This is a genomic window from Halomonas ventosae, assembly GCF_004361885.1.
GTDB lineage: Bacteria > Pseudomonadota > Gammaproteobacteria > Pseudomonadales > Halomonadaceae > Halomonas > Halomonas ventosae_C.
The window spans coordinates 53,859-68,173 of sequence record NZ_SNWH01000012.1 but is presented as its reverse complement, the minus strand read 5'-3'; the positions used below and the strand labels follow the sequence as shown (position 1 = coordinate 68,173).

14 protein-coding genes are annotated in these 14,315 nt (G+C 65.2%); 11 read left to right on the top strand and 3 right to left on the bottom strand.

Annotation, left to right across the window (positions count from 1 at the left end; all coding sequences use genetic code 11):
* The first annotated feature begins 8 nt into the window (after nt 1-8).
* The 8 genes from rpmG to DFO68_RS10290 all read left to right on the top strand — a co-directional run bounded on the left by rpmG (nt 9) and on the right by DFO68_RS10290 (nt 8,485).
* A complete protein-coding gene (rpmG, locus tag DFO68_RS10325; RefSeq protein ID WP_133483580.1) occupies nt 9-164 on the top strand; it encodes a 50S ribosomal protein L33 in 156 nt (51 codons plus the stop codon).
* A gap of 94 nt (nt 165-258) precedes the next feature.
* Nucleotides 259-1,083, top strand: a complete 825-nt coding sequence (gene mutM / locus DFO68_RS10320; RefSeq protein WP_133483579.1) for a bifunctional DNA-formamidopyrimidine glycosylase/DNA-(apurinic or apyrimidinic site) lyase — start codon at nt 259-261, stop codon at nt 1,081-1,083.
* A gap of 29 nt (nt 1,084-1,112) precedes the next feature.
* The gene (locus tag DFO68_RS10315) at nt 1,113-2,306 is read left to right on the top strand and encodes a class I SAM-dependent rRNA methyltransferase (RefSeq protein WP_133483578.1); all 1,194 of its coding nucleotides are present in this window, start codon (nt 1,113-1,115) and stop codon (nt 2,304-2,306) included.
* Between the two features lie 6 nt (nt 2,307-2,312).
* On the top strand, nt 2,313-2,633 hold the full coding sequence (locus tag DFO68_RS10310) for a putative signal transducing protein (protein WP_133483577.1): 321 nt from the start codon (nt 2,313-2,315) through the stop codon (nt 2,631-2,633).
* 184 nt (nt 2,634-2,817) lie between these two features.
* Nucleotides 2,818-3,933, top strand: coding sequence for an alanine dehydrogenase (gene ald, locus DFO68_RS10305; protein ID WP_133483576.1), 1,116 nt, complete (start codon nt 2,818-2,820; stop codon nt 3,931-3,933).
* 338 nt (nt 3,934-4,271) lie between these two features.
* Entirely contained in the window at nt 4,272-5,297 is a 1,026-nt protein-coding gene (trpS, locus tag DFO68_RS10300) for a tryptophan--tRNA ligase (RefSeq protein WP_133483575.1), read from the top strand.
* Between the two features lie 161 nt (nt 5,298-5,458).
* Nucleotides 5,459-6,667: a YeeE/YedE family protein gene (locus DFO68_RS10295; RefSeq protein WP_133483574.1), complete on the top strand. Its 1,209-nt coding sequence runs from the start codon at nt 5,459-5,461 to the stop codon at nt 6,665-6,667.
* 138 nt (nt 6,668-6,805) lie between these two features.
* Nucleotides 6,806-8,485: an NAD-dependent malic enzyme gene (locus tag DFO68_RS10290; RefSeq protein WP_133483573.1), complete on the top strand. Its 1,680-nt coding sequence runs from the start codon at nt 6,806-6,808 to the stop codon at nt 8,483-8,485.
* A 112-nt stretch (nt 8,486-8,597) separates the two neighbouring features.
* Here DFO68_RS10290 and acnA read toward each other — a convergent pair whose 3' ends face one another.
* Complete coding sequence (gene acnA / locus DFO68_RS10285) at nt 8,598-11,342, bottom strand: aconitate hydratase AcnA (protein ID WP_133483572.1); 2,745 nt, start codon at nt 11,340-11,342, stop codon at nt 8,598-8,600.
* A gap of 183 nt (nt 11,343-11,525) precedes the next feature.
* On the opposite strand from acnA, the gene DFO68_RS10280 reads away from it, so the two are divergent.
* Together DFO68_RS10280 and trxB are read left to right on the top strand one after the other, a co-directional pair.
* Nucleotides 11,526-11,735 carry a CPXCG motif-containing cysteine-rich protein gene (locus DFO68_RS10280; RefSeq protein ID WP_133483571.1) on the top strand — a complete coding sequence of 70 codons (210 nt, stop codon included), beginning with the start codon at nt 11,526-11,528 and terminating at the stop codon, nt 11,733-11,735.
* A 134-nt stretch (nt 11,736-11,869) separates the two neighbouring features.
* Nucleotides 11,870-12,820 (top strand): thioredoxin-disulfide reductase, encoded by a 951-nt coding sequence (gene trxB / locus DFO68_RS10275; protein WP_133483570.1) that lies wholly within the window; start codon nt 11,870-11,872, stop codon nt 12,818-12,820.
* A gap of 205 nt (nt 12,821-13,025) precedes the next feature.
* On the opposite strand, the gene DFO68_RS10270 is transcribed toward trxB, so the two are convergent.
* Entirely contained in the window at nt 13,026-13,304 is a 279-nt protein-coding gene (locus DFO68_RS10270) for a SlyX family protein (RefSeq protein ID WP_373191212.1), read from the bottom strand.
* A gap of 65 nt (nt 13,305-13,369) precedes the next feature.
* On the opposite strand from DFO68_RS10270, the gene DFO68_RS15945 reads away from it, so the two are divergent.
* Entirely contained in the window at nt 13,370-13,834 is a 465-nt protein-coding gene (locus DFO68_RS15945) for a cold-shock protein (RefSeq protein ID WP_279512803.1), read from the top strand.
* Nucleotides 13,835-13,926: 92 nt separating this feature from the next.
* Here DFO68_RS15945 and DFO68_RS10260 read toward each other — a convergent pair whose 3' ends face one another.
* Nucleotides 13,927-14,313 (bottom strand): hypothetical protein, encoded by a 387-nt coding sequence (locus DFO68_RS10260; protein ID WP_133483569.1) that lies wholly within the window; start codon nt 14,311-14,313, stop codon nt 13,927-13,929.
* Between the last annotated feature and the right edge of the window lie 2 nt (nt 14,314-14,315).

The following is a 14,315-nucleotide window of genomic DNA, read 5'->3' as shown; positions in this document are numbered from 1 at the left end:
GAAGCGTCATGCGTGACAAGATCAGAATGATTTCGAGTGCCGGTACCGGTCACTTCTATACCACCGACAAGAACAAGCGGAATACCCCGGACAAGCTCGAGATGAAGAAGTTTGACCCGGTCATCCGCAAGCACGTGATGTACAAGGAAGGCAAAATCAAGTAAGCCTTGGTCGCTTCCACCGCAGGCGCGAGCCTGTCAGCTTGAACCCGGCCCGATGGTCGGGTTCTTGCGTCTTGTTGTCCCCTCTGGATTTCCCATGCCCGAGTTGCCTGAAGTCGAGACTACCCGCCGTGGCATCGCTCCCCATGTGGAAGGCCGCGTGATCACGGAGGTGATCGTGCGCCAGGCCCGCCTGCGCGTGCCGGTGCCGGCAGACCTCGTCGAACGGCTGGTTGGGGCGCGCATCGGCACTCTCGCCCGGCGTGCCAAGTATTTGCTGGTGCCGCTCGAGGGTGAGGCGCCGGGAACCCTGCTCTGGCACCTGGGCATGTCCGGCAGCCTGCGCCTCACCCGGCTGGGCGAGTTGCCGAAGAAGCATGACCATCTCGACCTGGTGCTCGGCGATGGCGCCATCCTGCGCTATCACGACCCGCGCCGCTTCGGCTTCGTCGACTGGCTCGCTGGCAGCACGCAGCAGGATGCGCGCTTGGCCCGGCTGGGGCCGGAGCCGCTCTCTCCGGCCTTCGATGGCGAGCGACTCCATCGCCTCTCCCGCGGGCGTCGCCTGGCGGTCAAGCCCTTCCTGATGGATAACGCCGTGGTGGTGGGGGTGGGTAACATCTATGCCGCCGAGGCCCTGTTCCTGGCCGGCATCGACCCACGTCGCGCCGCCGGGCGCATCTCGCGGGGGCGCTATGATCGACTCGCCCGGGCCGTGCGCGAGGTGCTGGTCGCCGCCATCACCCAGGGCGGTACCACCCTGCGCGACTTCGTCGGCGGCACCGGCGAGCCGGGCTACTTCAAGCAGCGCCTTAACGTCTATGGGCGCGACGGCGAGCCCTGTCGGCGCTGTGGTGCCGAGCTGCGTCTGGTGACCCTGGGCCAGCGGGCCAGTGTGTTCTGCGGCCACTGCCAGACCTGAACGACCCCTCTTTCCCCTGCGAGACCCCCATGACCCAGCACACCCTGCGCCTGAAGAAGAACGCCGACCGTCGCCTCAAGGCCGGTCATCTGTGGCTCTACTCCAACGAGATCGACATCCAGGCCACGCCGCTCAAGGCGATCGAGGCCGGTGCCCAGGTGGTGGTCGAGGCCGCCAACGGCAAGGCGCTGGGCGTGGCCTACGTCAATCCGCACTCGCTGATCTGCGCACGGCTGGTCTCTCGCGACCCGGCGCAGGGGCTTGACCGCTCGCTACTGGTCCATCGCCTCAATCAGGCACTGGCGCTGCGCCAGCGGCTCTTCGAGAGGCCCTTCTATCGCCTGGTGCATGGCGAGGGTGACCTGTTGCCGGGGCTGGTCATCGACCGCTTCGGTGACGTGCTGGTCGTGCAGCTCAATACCGCCGGCATGCAGGCGGTGCTGCCCGAACTGCTCGACGCCCTGGACAAGGTGCTGGCACCTTCGGCGGTGGTGCTGCGCAATGACACCAGCGGTCGCCGTCACGAGGGCCTCGAGGCCGGCATCGAGGTCGTCAAGGGCGAACTGCCCGACCCGGTGCTGCTGGAGGAGAACGGCGTGCGCTTCGTCGCTCCGGTCCTCGACGGCCAGAAGACCGGCTGGTTCTTCGATCATCGAGTCAACCGCGCCTGGCTCAATGGCCTGGTGGCCGGCAAGCGGGTGCTCGACGTATTCAGCTACGTGGGCGGCTGGGGCGTGCAGGCCGCAGCCCACGGTGCCAGTGAGGTGCTCTGCGTGGATGCCTCCGGTCCAGCGCTAGAGCGGGTGGCCGAGAATGCCGCTCTGAATGGGCTACAGGGGCGGGTGGTGGTGGGCGAGGGCGACGCCTTCGAGGCGATGGCGGCCCTCAAGGCCGACGGCGAGCAGTTCGACGTGGTGATCCTCGACCCGCCCGCCTTCATCCGCAAGCGCAAGGACATCCCCAACGGCGAGCGCGCCTACGGCAAGCTCAACCGCGAGGCGATGCGCCTGCTGGGGCGCGACGGCCTGCTGCTCTCGGCGTCGTGCTCCATGCACTTGGCCCCGGAGCGCCTGGTCGACGTGGTGCGCGGCGCGGTGCGTCACCAGGACCGCCTGGGCCAGATCCTCTTCCAGGGCCATCAGGGGCCGGATCACCCGGTCCATCCGGCGATTCCCGAGACCGCCTACCTCAAGGCCCTGGGCGTGCGCGTCTTCCGGGACTAGCGCGCGATGCTCACCGGCTATGTTCGCATCTTCGCCCACTCCAACGCGCTGCTGGTCAGCCACTTGTACAACGTCCTGGTCGCGGCCGGCATTCCCGCACAGCTGTGCAACCTGACCCTCGGTGGTGGCGCCGGTGAACTGCCGCTTTCCGAGTGCGAGCCGGAGGTCTGGGTGGCGGCCCACAACCGTGCGCGTGCCGAGGCGCTGATCCGCCAGGCCCTGGAAGGCACCAGCGAGTGGCCGGCATGGACCTGCCCGGCATGCGGGGAGCGCCTCGAGGGCGTCTTCGACACCTGCTGGAACTGTGGTACCGGCCGACCGTCTTGAGGCTGGGCGAGAGGGGCGTGCCGGAAGGGTTTGCTGTCGGGCTACCCCCGGAAGAAATAATATCGGGTCATGAGAGTGTTTATTGAAGTTATTTTCCGTTCTTTATGGGCAGGGCTTTCTGTATGGCCTGGCTATGCTGTAATGAGCAGGAAAGCCAACCAACAATAGCGTGCAGGAGAAAGCCATGCAGATCGCCGTGCCCAAGGAGATCAAGAACCATGAGTACCGTGTCTCCCTGACCCCCACCGGTGCCCGGGAGCTGGTCAGCCACGGCCATGTGGTCACGCTTCAGGCCGGCGCCGGCGAGGGCGCAGGTTTCGCGGATGCGACCTTCGAAGCCGCCGGGGCGCGCCTGGAGACCGACGTGGCCAGGCTCTGGGACGACGCCGAGCTGATCCTCAAGGTCAAGGAGCCGCAGGCCGAGGAGGTCGCGCGTCTCAATGCCGGCCAGACGCTCTTCACCTACCTGCATCTGGCTGCCGAGGAGTCCCTGACCCGCGCTCTGATGGAGAGCGGTGCCACCTGCATCGCCTACGAGACCGTCACCGACCGCCAGGGTGGTCTGCCGCTGCTGGCGCCGATGAGCACCGTGGCCGGACGCATGGCGATCCAGGCCGGTGCCCATAGCCTGGAGAAGGCGCAGGGCGGGTCTGGCGTGCTGCTGCCCGGCGTGCCCGGGGTGGCACCAGCCAGGGTGGCGGTGATCGGCGGTGGTGTGGTGGGCGAGAATGCCGCCCGCATGGCGCTGGGACTCGGCGCCGAGGTCAGAGTGCTCGACACGTCCATCCCGCGCCTCGAGACCCTGGACGATCGCTACCAGGGCCGCATGAAGACGGTCTTCTCCACCGCCGACGCCATCGACGAGGCGGTACGCGAGTGCGACCTGATCGTCGGTGCCGTGCTGATCCCGGGGGCCGCCGCACCCAAGCTGATCACCCGCGAGATGCTCGCCGAGATGAAGCCCGGCAGCGTGCTGGTGGACGTGGCCATCGACCAGGGCGGTTGCTTCGAGACCAGCCGGGCCACCACCCATACCGACCCGTCCTACATCGTCGACGGGATCGTGCACTACTGCGTGGCCAACATGCCGGGTGCCGTGGCGCGCACATCCACCCAGGCGCTGACCAATGCCACCCTGCCGTTCGTTATCGCCCTGGCCGACAAGGGCTGGCAGCAGGCGCTGGCCGACGATACCCACTTCGCCGCCGGCCTCAACGTCCACGCCGGACAGGTGACCTACCAGGCCGTGGCAGAGGCCTTCGGGCTGGAGTACGTCGCGCCAGACAAGCTTTTGGACTGATACCTTGGCGGGCATCACCAAGGCGAGCGGCGCCGGGGATAGGCCTTAGAGGAGGTCCTACGCCAGGGGTGAGGAGCATTGCTCCGCACGGGCTGGCCATGGATGGCCAGCACCGGCCCTGCAAGCGGAGCGGGACGCGAGAGTGCAGCAGGGCGTCGGTAGCGCCCAGGGAGGGGTTCACAACGCCTCCTCGGCGGTTTGGCGCTCCGGGGCCTATCGCCGGAAAAGCCGCGGTTCAGGTCCTTGGTGCCGGTGTCATCCAGACCGCCCCGGTCGCCTCGATCGGGGCCTCGCGTTACCATAGCGGCCATTTCCGAACAGCAGAGTCCGCTTTCCCCATGAGTGCAGCTCCCGAGAAGACCCGTGTTCTTACTGGCATCACCACCACCGGCACCCCCCACCTGGGCAACTACGTGGGGGCGATAAAGCCTGCCATCGCCGCGAGCCAGGATCCGAGCGTCCAGTCCTATTATTTCCTTGCCGACCTGCATGCGCTGATCAAGTGTCAGCAGCCGCGCGAGGTCCACGAGTCGCGCCTGGAGATCGCCGCTACCTGGCTGGCGCTGGGCCTGGATACCGACAATGCCATTTTCTATCGCCAGTCGGACGTTCCTGAGGTTCCAGAGCTGACCTGGATGCTCTCCTGCGTCTGCGCCAAGGGGCTGATGAACCGTGCCCATGCCTACAAGGCGGCAGTGGCCGAGAACGAGGCTGCCGGCAACCAGGACCCGGACAAGGGCATCACCATGGGGCTGTTCGGCTACCCGGTGCTGATGGCTGCCGACATCCTGATGTTCAATGCCCACAAGGTGCCGGTGGGGCGCGACCAGATCCAGCACATCGAGATGGCGCGCGACATCGCTGGGCGCTTCAACCACCTCTACAAGGGACACTATTTCACCCAGCCCGAGGCGGTGGTGGACGAGCGGGTGGAGGTGCTGGGCGGCCTGGATGGGCGCAAAATGTCCAAGAGCTACCACAACACCATCCCGCTGTTCGTCTCCGAGAACAAGCTGCTGAAACTGGTTCGCAAGATCAAGACCAACTCCCTGGAGCCTGGCGAGCCCAAGGACCCGTCTACCTGTACCCTGTTCCAGATCTTTTCTGCCTTCGCGACACCCGAGCAGACCGAGGCCATGCGCGCCGAGTATGCCGATGGCATCGGCTGGGGCGAGGCCAAGAACCGCGTCTTCGAGCTGCTCAACGAACAGCTGCGCGACCCCCGCGAGCGTTATCAGGCGCTGATGGAGGACCCCGGTTACATCGAGCAGGTGCTGCTCAAGGGCGCCGAGCGAGCGCGTGCCGAGGCGGCCCCCTTCATGGATCGCCTGCGCCAGGCGGTGGGGCTCGGGCGCTTCGTCTGAATGCAGCTGCGCCACGGCGATGAGGCAGGCATCCGCGGGTGCCTGTTATATTTTTTGGTTATCAACCGTTGGCTCTAAATGCTTTCACGTTCGGTTAGTGGGTCGTTACCATGGTTGGTCATCCGGGCTCCTCGCCCCTGACATCTTCGGGAGAACACCTCATGAGTCAACTCGCCCTGACCCCACGCTCCCAACTCTTCGTCTCCGCCGTGGCGGCCGGCGCCCTGCTGCTGGGCGCTCTGGCGGTGGGTGGTGCCTTCGGCGCACGCCACGGTGCGCTGATGGTGGTGGGCGGACTGCTGGGCATGGTGCTCTACCATGCCGCATTCGGCTTTACCGCCGCCTGGCGGGTATTTATCACCGAGCGGCGCGGCCGGGGCCTGCGCGCCCAGATGGTGATGCTGAGCCTCGCCGTGCTGCTGTTCTTCCCGGCACTGGGGGCGGGCAGCCTCTTTGGCCAGTCAGTCTACGGCTTCGTGGCCCCCATCGGCATCTCGGTGGTGGTCGGCGCCTTCCTGTTCGGCATCGGTATGCAGCTCGGCGGCGGCTGTGGCTCCGGCACCCTGTTCACCGCCGGTGGTGGCAATGTCCGCATGCTGATTACCCTGCTGTTCTTTATTGTCGGCTCACTGATCGGTACCGCCCACTTCAGCTGGTGGCAGAGCTTGCCTGCCTTGCAGCCGGTATCGCTGGTCAAGACCGCCGGCACCGGAGGCGGAATCGCCATCAGTCTGGCGCTGTTCGCGGCCATTGCCGCCTTCACCGTGGTGATGGAAAGACGCCGCCACGGCCAGCTGGAGCGTGCCCCAGTGATCGATGTCGGTAACCGTCGCTGGCTCACCGGCCCCTGGCCGCTGCTGGCCGGGGCCGTGGGCCTGGCGCTGCTCAACTTCGCCACCCTGGTACTGGCCGGACGTCCCTGGGGGATCACCTCCGCTTTCGCGCTGTGGGGCGCCAAGGGCTTCGAGGCCCTCGGTGGCGATGTCAGCCAGTGGGGCTACTGGCAGTCATCATGGAATGCGGCCGCCCTGGAGGCGACCCTGTGGCGTGACATCACCAGCGTGATGGACATCGGTATCCTGCTTGGAGCACTGGTGGCGGCGTCGCTGGCGGGCAAGTTCGCCCCCAACTTCCGTATCCCAGCTCGCTCCGTGCTGGCGGCGGTGATCGGCGGCCTGCTGCTCGGCTATGGTGCTCGTCTGGCCTTCGGCTGCAATATCGGCGCCTACTTCAGCGGGATCGCCTCCGGCAGTCTGCATGGCTGGGTGTGGCTGGTGGCCGCCTTCGCCGGCAATATGCTCGGGGTCAAGCTGCGGCCCTTTTTCTTCGAGGGCAGGGTGGGCCGGCTGCCCGCGGCGAAAGGCTGCTGAACCGAGACTCCGACCGCATTCGCACCGCAGCGCCCCGGCTCTAGGCCGGGGCGCCGTCGTTTGCGGCGTGCTAGAGTTGGCGACAAGGCGTCGACAGAGCGCCAACGGCCCGTTCCAGTCACCGTATCGAGGCGAGAGATGACCAACGACCAGAAGCGTCCGCTCTATATTCCCTATGCCGGCCCGTCACTGCTCGAGATGCCGCTGCTCAACAAGGGCAGCGCCTTCACCCGCGAGGAGCGCCTGGAGTTCAACCTCATCGGCCTGTTGCCACAGAACGTGGAAACCATCGAAGAGCAGGTGGAACGGGCCTATCGACAGTACCGGCAGACCCAGAGCGACTTGGACAAGCATATCTACCTGCGTGCCATCCAGGACGACAACGAGACCCTCTATTACCGGCTGGTCTCGGAGCACCTCGAGGAGATGCTGCCGATCATCTACACCCCTACGGTCGGCAAGGCCTGCGAGGAGTTCTCCAACATCTACCGCAACCATCGGGGGCTGTTCATCGCCTATCCGGACCGTAACCGTATGGATGACATCCTGCGCAGCTCCACCAAGGACAAGGTCAAGGTGATCGTGGTCACCGACGGCGAACGCATCCTGGGGCTCGGCGACCAGGGCATCGGCGGCATGGGCATTCCCATCGGCAAGCTGGCGCTCTACACGGCGTGCGGCGGCATCAGTCCGGCCTATACTCAGCCGATCATGCTCGACGTGGGCACCAACAACCAGGCGCTGCTCGACGATCCCATGTACATGGGCTGGCGCCACCGGCGCGTTTCCCAGGAGGAGTACGATGCCTTCATGGACGAATTTATCGCTGCAGTGAAGCGCCGCTGGCCGGGAGTGCTGCTGCAGTTCGAGGACTTCGCCCAGGCCAATGCCCTGCCACTGCTCGACCGTTATCGCGACAAGCTCTGCTGCTTCAACGACGACGTCCAAGGGACCGCCTCGGTGGTAGTGGGCACTCTGATGGCGGCCTGCCAGGCCCGCGACGCGAGCATCGGCCAGCAGAAGGTGGTGTTCGTCGGCGCGGGCTCCGCCGGCTGTGGTATCGCCGAGCAGGTGGTGGTGGCCATGCAGGCAGAGGGCCTGACAGAGCGAGAAGCGCGCTCGCGTATCTACATGGTCGATCGTGAGGGACTGGTCACCTCCGAGCAGGCCTGGCTGCGCGACTTCCAGGGCCGGTTAGCCCACGACCCTGTGAGCGTGGCCGACTGGGAAGGCCAGTCGCTGCTCGAGGTGGTGCGGCGCATCAAGCCCACGATACTGATCGGGGTCTGCGGCATGCCGGGGATTTTCACCGAGGAGGTGGTGCGCGCCATGCACGCCGGCTGCGAGATGCCGCTGATCATGCCGCTCTCCAATCCTACTTCCCGGGCCGAGGCAGTGCCGGAGGACGTGATCCGCTGGACCGATGGCCAGGCACTGGTCGCCACCGGTAGCCCCTTCCCGCCGGTGGAGTACGGTGGCCGCCGCATCCCCATTGCCCAGTGCAACAACGCCTATATCTTCCCGGGGATCGGCCTCGGCGTGGTAGCCGCGGGGGCAAGGCGGGTCACCGATGCCATGCTGATGGCCTCGTCGCGGGCATTGGCCCGCGAGGCGCCGCTGGTCAAGCAGGGGGTGGGCGCGCTGCTGCCGCCGCTCTCGAACATCCGCGAACTTTCCAAGGCAATTGCCTTCGACGTGGCCGCCCAGGCCCAGGGCGAAGGCGTGGCACTTAAGACCAACGGCATCAAGTTGCGCGAGGCCATCGAGCGCAATTCCTGGACGCCGGTATACCGTCGCTACCGTCGCCGCTCGTTCTAAGCTAGAGCCACGAGCTTCGGGCAGGAGTAACTTCCTGCCCGAAGCCCCAATACCAAGAAGGCCCCGCCGGTCTCCCGGCAAGGCCTTGTCGCGTCGTTGGTTGCTCCCTCGCTTATGCCGTGCCGATCATCTTGCGCAGCACGTAGTGGAGGATGCCGCCGTGGCGGTAGTACTCCAGCTCGTTGGCGGTGTCGATTCGGCACAAGGCCTCGAGCTTCTTCTCGCCCTTGTCGGAGGCGATGGTCACCTTGACCTTGCTGCCCGGAGTGAGCTCGGAAAGTCCCTCGATGGAGACGGTCTCGTCGCCGGTCAGACCCAGGGTCTTGCGGCTCTCGCCTTCCGGGAACTGCAGCGGGACCACGCCCATGCCGATCAGGTTGGAGCGATGGATGCGCTCGAAGGATTCGGCCAGCACGGCTTGCACCCCCAGCAGGCGGGTGCCCTTGGCCGCCCAGTCGCGGCTGGAGCCGGTGCCATACTCCTTGCCGGCGATCACCACCAGGGGAGTGCCCTGCTCCTTATATTTCATGGCGGCATCATAGATGGCCATCTGTTCACCGGAGGGCACATGGCGGGTCTCGCCGCCGACCACGCCGTCGAGCATCTCGTTTTTGATGCGCACGTTGGCGAAGGTGCCGCGCATCATCACTTCGTGGTTGCCGCGCCGCGAGCCGTAGGAGTTGAAATCCACCGGTTTCACGCCGCGTTCCTGAAGGTATCGTCCCGCCGGGCTGTCGGGCTTGATAGCGCCGGCCGGTGAGATGTGGTCGGTGGTCACCGAGTCGCCCAGCATGGCCAGTACCCGGGCGTCCTTAACGTCCTCGATGGCGGGAGGCGTGCGCCCCATGCCCTCAAAGAAGGGCGGGTGCTGGATGTAGGTGGAGTCCTCGGACCACTCGTAGACCTGGCTTTCGGGCACCTTGAGTCCCTTCCAGGTGTCGTCGCCCTCGAAGACCTCGGCATACTCCTTGCGGAACATTTCGGTCTTGACCTGCTCGACCGCCTCGGCGATCTCGGCCTGGGACGGCCAGATATCCTTGAGGTAGACAGGCTCACCATCGCGGTCTGTCCCTAGTGGATCCTGGGATAGATTCTTCTGGACGTTGCCGGCCAGTGCATAGGCGACCACCAGGGGCGGAGAGGCCAACCAGTTGGTCTTGACCAGAGGGTGGATGCGGCCCTCGAAGTTGCGGTTACCGGAAAGCACCGAGGCTACCGTCAGGTCACCGTCATTGATGGCCTGCTCGATGGGTTCGGGCAGTGGGCCGGAGTTGCCGATGCAGGTGGTGCAGCCGTAGCCGACCAGGTTGAAGCCCAGGGCGTTGAGGTCATCCTGAAGGCCTCCGGCGGCCAGGTAGTCGGTGACCACCTTGGAGCCGGGCGCCAGCGAGGTCTTGACCCAGGGTTTGGTGGAAAGCCCCTTCTCGCGGGCCTTCTTGGCCAGCAGGCCAGCAGCCATCATCACGCTGGGATTGGAGGTGTTGGTGCAGGACGTGATGGCGGCGATCACCACGGCACCGGGGTCGAGGCGGAAGTCTTCACCGTCCAGACTGACGTTTTGGCTATCGTGATGTTCGTAACTCTCCTCGACGCCCACGGCGGTTTGTCCGCCTTCGGAGAACAGCCGACCCTTGTCGTCGGAGGGAGTGGAGGTCTTGTCGTCGTCCATCACCTTGGCGAACGCCTGAGGCATGTCCTTCAGGGCAACCCGGTCCTGGGGCCGCTTGGGTCCGGCCAGGCTGGCCTCGACCTCGGTCATGTCCAGCGCTAGGGTGTCGCTGAAGATCGGCTCGTCACCGGGCTTGCGCCACAGCTCCTGAGCCTTGCAGTAGGCCTCGACCAGTGCCACCTGATCATCATCGCGACCGGTAAGGCGCATGTAGCGTAGCGTCTCGTCGTCCACCGGGAAGAAGGCACAGGTCGCCCCGAACTCCGGTGACATGTTGGCGATGGTGGCGCGGTCGGCCAGTGGCAAATCCTTGAGGCCGTCGCCGTAGAACTCGACGAACTTGCCCACCACGCCGCGCTCGCGCAACATCTGGGTGACGGTCAGCACCAGGTCGGTGGCGGTGATCCCTTCGCGCAGCTTGCCGGTGAGCTTGAAGCCCACCACCTCGGGAATCAGCATCGAGACCGGCTGGCCGAGCATGGCCGCCTCCGCCTCGATGCCACCCACGCCCCAGCCGAGCACGCCCAGGCCATTGATCATGGTGGTATGGGAATCGGTGCCCACCAGAGTATCGGGATAGGCCAGTGTTTTGCCGTCTTCCTGCTTGGTCCAGACGGTTTGTCCCAGGTACTCGAGGTTGACCTGGTGGCAGATGCCGGTGCCCGGCGGCACCACGCGAAAATTGTCGAAGGCTTGCTGACCCCAGCGCAGGAACTCGTAACGCTCGCGATTGCGCTCCATTTCGATGGCGACGTTGTCCTTGAAGGCACTCGCGCTACCGAATTCGTCGACCATCACCGAGTGGTCGATAATCAGGTCCACCGGCGATAGCGGGTTGATGCGTGAGGGTTCCTCGCCGAGGCTCTGGACGGCGGCTCGCATGGAGGCAAGGTCGACCACCCCCGGAACCCCGGTGAAGTCCTGCATCAGCACCCGGGCGGGGCGGTAGCCGATCTCTTGGCTGGAGGCAGCTTGCTGCTGCCAGTCGACCAGCGCTTGCATATCTTCGTGGCTGACACCCTCCTGGCCGGCGAAGCGCAGCTGATTTTCCAGCAGGATCTTCAGGGTCTTGGGCAGCCGATCGATATTCCCCAGTGCCTCGGCGGCCTTCGCCAGGCTATGGTAGTGGTAGCGTTTTTCACCGACATCCAGCGTCTGCAGGGTATCCGGTGTGGACTCGTTACTCATGTTGACTTTTCTCCTTTTTTCGCATCACAGGTGGATAAGGCACCATCCTGGTACCTGGGTTATGACATGGTCATGATAGTCGCCCTTTTCAAGCACCGCTCGCTGGTGTGTCACGGTAGCGCGCTTGAAATACCGGTCCTGGCCCCCATATTTCAGCAGTGCGCAAGATGTCGAGGGAGGAGCATGCACGAGGAAAATCTAGAACCGCAGGAGATGTATTGCCCTTACTGTGATACGCCGTTCGAGCTGCTGATCGATCGGTCCCAGGGGAGTCATGCCACCTGGGAGGACTGCCCGCGCTGCTGTGCGCCGATTCAGCTGCGTATCGAGGTGTCGCCGGCCAGCGGCGAACTGGTCTCCCTGGCAGCCGGGCGTGATGACGATGTGCTCTAGCGCCCCACAGCGGACTGCCTGCCGGTTCCCCCGACGGCGTCTTGTCGCCGGTGTTTCTCACGGGCTGGGCCCTATCGGCGTGTGTCGGCAAGGCCCAGTCCGCAGCGCCATTATCGACTCCACGAGGTCCCTACATGAGCGACGCGCGTCACCAACGCTTGATCATCCTGGGCTCCGGCCCTGCCGGCTACACCGCCGCCATCTACGCGGCCCGGGCCAATCTCAAGCCCCTGCTGATCACCGGCATTCAGGCCGGTGGTCAGTTGACGACGACCACCGATGTGGACAACTGGCCGGGAGACGAGGCCGGTGTCCAGGGGCCTGAGCTGATGGAGCGCATGAGGCGTCATGCCGAGCGCTTCGATACCGAGGTACTGTTCGATCATATCCATGAGGTGGAGCTGCGCGATCGTCCTTTCACGCTCAAGGGCGACAGCGGCACCTACCGTTGTGATGCCCTGATCATCGCCACCGGCGCCAGTGCCCGCTATCTGGGCCTCGAGTCGGAACAGGCGTTCATGGGGCAGGGTGTCTCGGCCTGCGCGACCTGTGACGGTTTTTTCTACCGCAACCAGGAGGTGGTCGTAGTGGGCGGCGGCAATACCGCCGTGGAAGAGGCGCTCTATCTCTCCAACATCGCCTCCAAGGTGACCCTGGTGCATCGCCGGGACAGCCTGCGCGCCGAGAAGATCCTTCAGGACAAGCTGTTCGAGAAGACCGAGAACGGCAACGTGGTGCTGGAGTGGAACCACACCCTGGACGAGGTGCTGGGTGACAACAGCGGCGTGACCGGGGTGCGCATCAAGTCCACCGAGACAGGCGAGACCAAGGAGATCCAGGCGCCGGGGCTGTTCATCGCCATCGGCCACAGTCCCAATACCGGCCTCTTCGAGGGCCAGCTGGAGATGGCTGGCGGCTATATCAAGGTCAAGTCGGGCCTCGATGGCAACGCCACCGCGACCAGTGTGCCAGGCGTGTTCGCCGCCGGCGACGTGATGGACCATGTCTACCGCCAGGCGGTGACCTCCGCCGGTACCGGCTGCATGGCCGCTCTGGACGCCGAGCGCTATCTGGACGAGCTGTAAGCCAGCGACAAGCGCCCAGGCTGCGGGAGAGTTGCCCTGATGGCATGATGTCGCGGCTTGTCCTGCGACAGGCCTGCTCGGGGCGCTGTGAACCCTTCCCGGGCGCTACCGACGCCATCCTTGGCGTAGGAATCCCTCCAGGCCTGCCCCCGGCGCTGCTTGCCCAGATGGCGCCGCTTACATGCTTGGCCCCTTGAAGCCTGGATCAGTAATGCGGCGGCACTTCGTCCGCGGGGTGGGGTGTCGACGTGTCGCTTTCCTGCAGTGCCCGCCGCTGGTCGCGCAGCCGCTCCGTCATCAGTGCATTGAGCCTCTCCAGCCGCGCCAGGCGTTGCTCCTGGCCGGCTACGGCCGCGTCCAGGGTGTCGAGCCAATGCTCCTGGTAGGCGATGCGGCTCTCCAAGGCCTCAAGCCGCCGTGCCAGCTCGGCAGGCGTTGCCTCGGTGCCCATGGTAGAATCCTCGCGCTGAGTGTCGCCGTTCATCGTGCACCTCGCGGATCATGTATGCCTTCCTTCCTTTCACCTCTACAAGAGAGTCTTATAGGTCCATGAATCGAAAGGTCGTGTTTCGTTGTAGTCTTATCAGCCTGCTGCTGGCCGCGCCGGCCCCGCTGCTGATTGCCCTGTTCGTTCATCTTACCGGCGGTGTGCTGTCCCAAGAGCTGTTTGAAAGCCTCCAGGTTGGCGGTGTGGCTGTGGTCTATTTCGCCGCCGCAGCGGCGGTTTTCCTGGTACTGCTGGTCGCCACCTTGGTAGTCAATGCCCTGACGCCCCAGCTGGTCAACTTGGCCGAGGTCGAGAATGACGATCGCGAGATCGGCGAAGTGAAGTGGTTCAATATCAACAAGGGCTATGGCTTCATCACCCGTGGCGATGGCGAGGACGTCTTCGTGCATTTTCGTGCCATCCGCGGGCGAGGACACCGTACCCTGGCCGAAGGCCAGAAGGTTCGCTACCACGTCATCCAGAATGAGCGGGGGCTTCAAGCCGACGACGTCACCGTGATTACGTGAATCGAAGCGCCTGCGCTCGGCGCGTTATCTCACTGCCAACGACAACGCCCCGCCTCGGCGGGGCGTTGTCGCGTCTGGCCCAGGGGCCGGGGTCACTTCCCGGAGTCGGCCCAGTCGATCGGCTGCTCGTGGCCATCCGCTTTCACTTGCAGGAAGCGGTCCGGGTCATCGCCGGGCTGCCAGCCGCCCAGCGAGCAGCGCACCTCGCAGCCCAGCCGCGCGGCGGCTTCCCTGGCACACGCTAGGTCAGTCGCCCAGGGTGTCTCGGCACTGTCGAGCCACAGGCTAGCGAAGCCGTCGGCGGCCTTCTCCACCACCAGCACCGGCACTTCTCCGGCTGCGACGTGGCCTAGGGTGCGCCACTTGTGCTTGCCCGCGGGGCAGAGCGGCTCGGCACCGATGGCCTGCTGGAGCCAGGCATCAAGCCGCGTGATGTCGCAGTGGGCCAGATAGATCTCGATATCGGGAAAGGGTTGCATGG

Coding starts and splice junctions, on each gene's coding strand:
- rpmG (WP_133483580.1), top strand. CDS start 9: ATGCGTGACAAGATCAGAATGATTTCGAGTGCCGGTACCGGTCACTTC.
- mutM (WP_133483579.1), top strand. CDS start 259: ATGCCCGAGTTGCCTGAAGTCGAGACTACCCGCCGTGGCATCGCTCCC.
- DFO68_RS10315 (WP_133483578.1), top strand. CDS start 1,113: ATGACCCAGCACACCCTGCGCCTGAAGAAGAACGCCGACCGTCGCCTC.
- DFO68_RS10310 (WP_133483577.1), top strand. CDS start 2,313: ATGCTCACCGGCTATGTTCGCATCTTCGCCCACTCCAACGCGCTGCTG.
- ald (WP_133483576.1), top strand. CDS start 2,818: ATGCAGATCGCCGTGCCCAAGGAGATCAAGAACCATGAGTACCGTGTC.
- trpS (WP_133483575.1), top strand. CDS start 4,272: ATGAGTGCAGCTCCCGAGAAGACCCGTGTTCTTACTGGCATCACCACC.
- DFO68_RS10295 (WP_133483574.1), top strand. CDS start 5,459: ATGAGTCAACTCGCCCTGACCCCACGCTCCCAACTCTTCGTCTCCGCC.
- DFO68_RS10290 (WP_133483573.1), top strand. CDS start 6,806: ATGACCAACGACCAGAAGCGTCCGCTCTATATTCCCTATGCCGGCCCG.
- acnA (WP_133483572.1), bottom strand. CDS start 11,342: ATGAGTAACGAGTCCACACCGGATACCCTGCAGACGCTGGATGTCGGT.
- DFO68_RS10280 (WP_133483571.1), top strand. CDS start 11,526: ATGCACGAGGAAAATCTAGAACCGCAGGAGATGTATTGCCCTTACTGT.
- trxB (WP_133483570.1), top strand. CDS start 11,870: ATGAGCGACGCGCGTCACCAACGCTTGATCATCCTGGGCTCCGGCCCT.
- DFO68_RS10270 (WP_373191212.1), bottom strand. CDS start 13,304: ATGAACGGCGACACTCAGCGCGAGGATTCTACCATGGGCACCGAGGCA.
- DFO68_RS15945 (WP_279512803.1), top strand. CDS start 13,370: ATGAATCGAAAGGTCGTGTTTCGTTGTAGTCTTATCAGCCTGCTGCTG.
- DFO68_RS10260 (WP_133483569.1), bottom strand. CDS start 14,313: ATGCAACCCTTTCCCGATATCGAGATCTATCTGGCCCACTGCGACATC.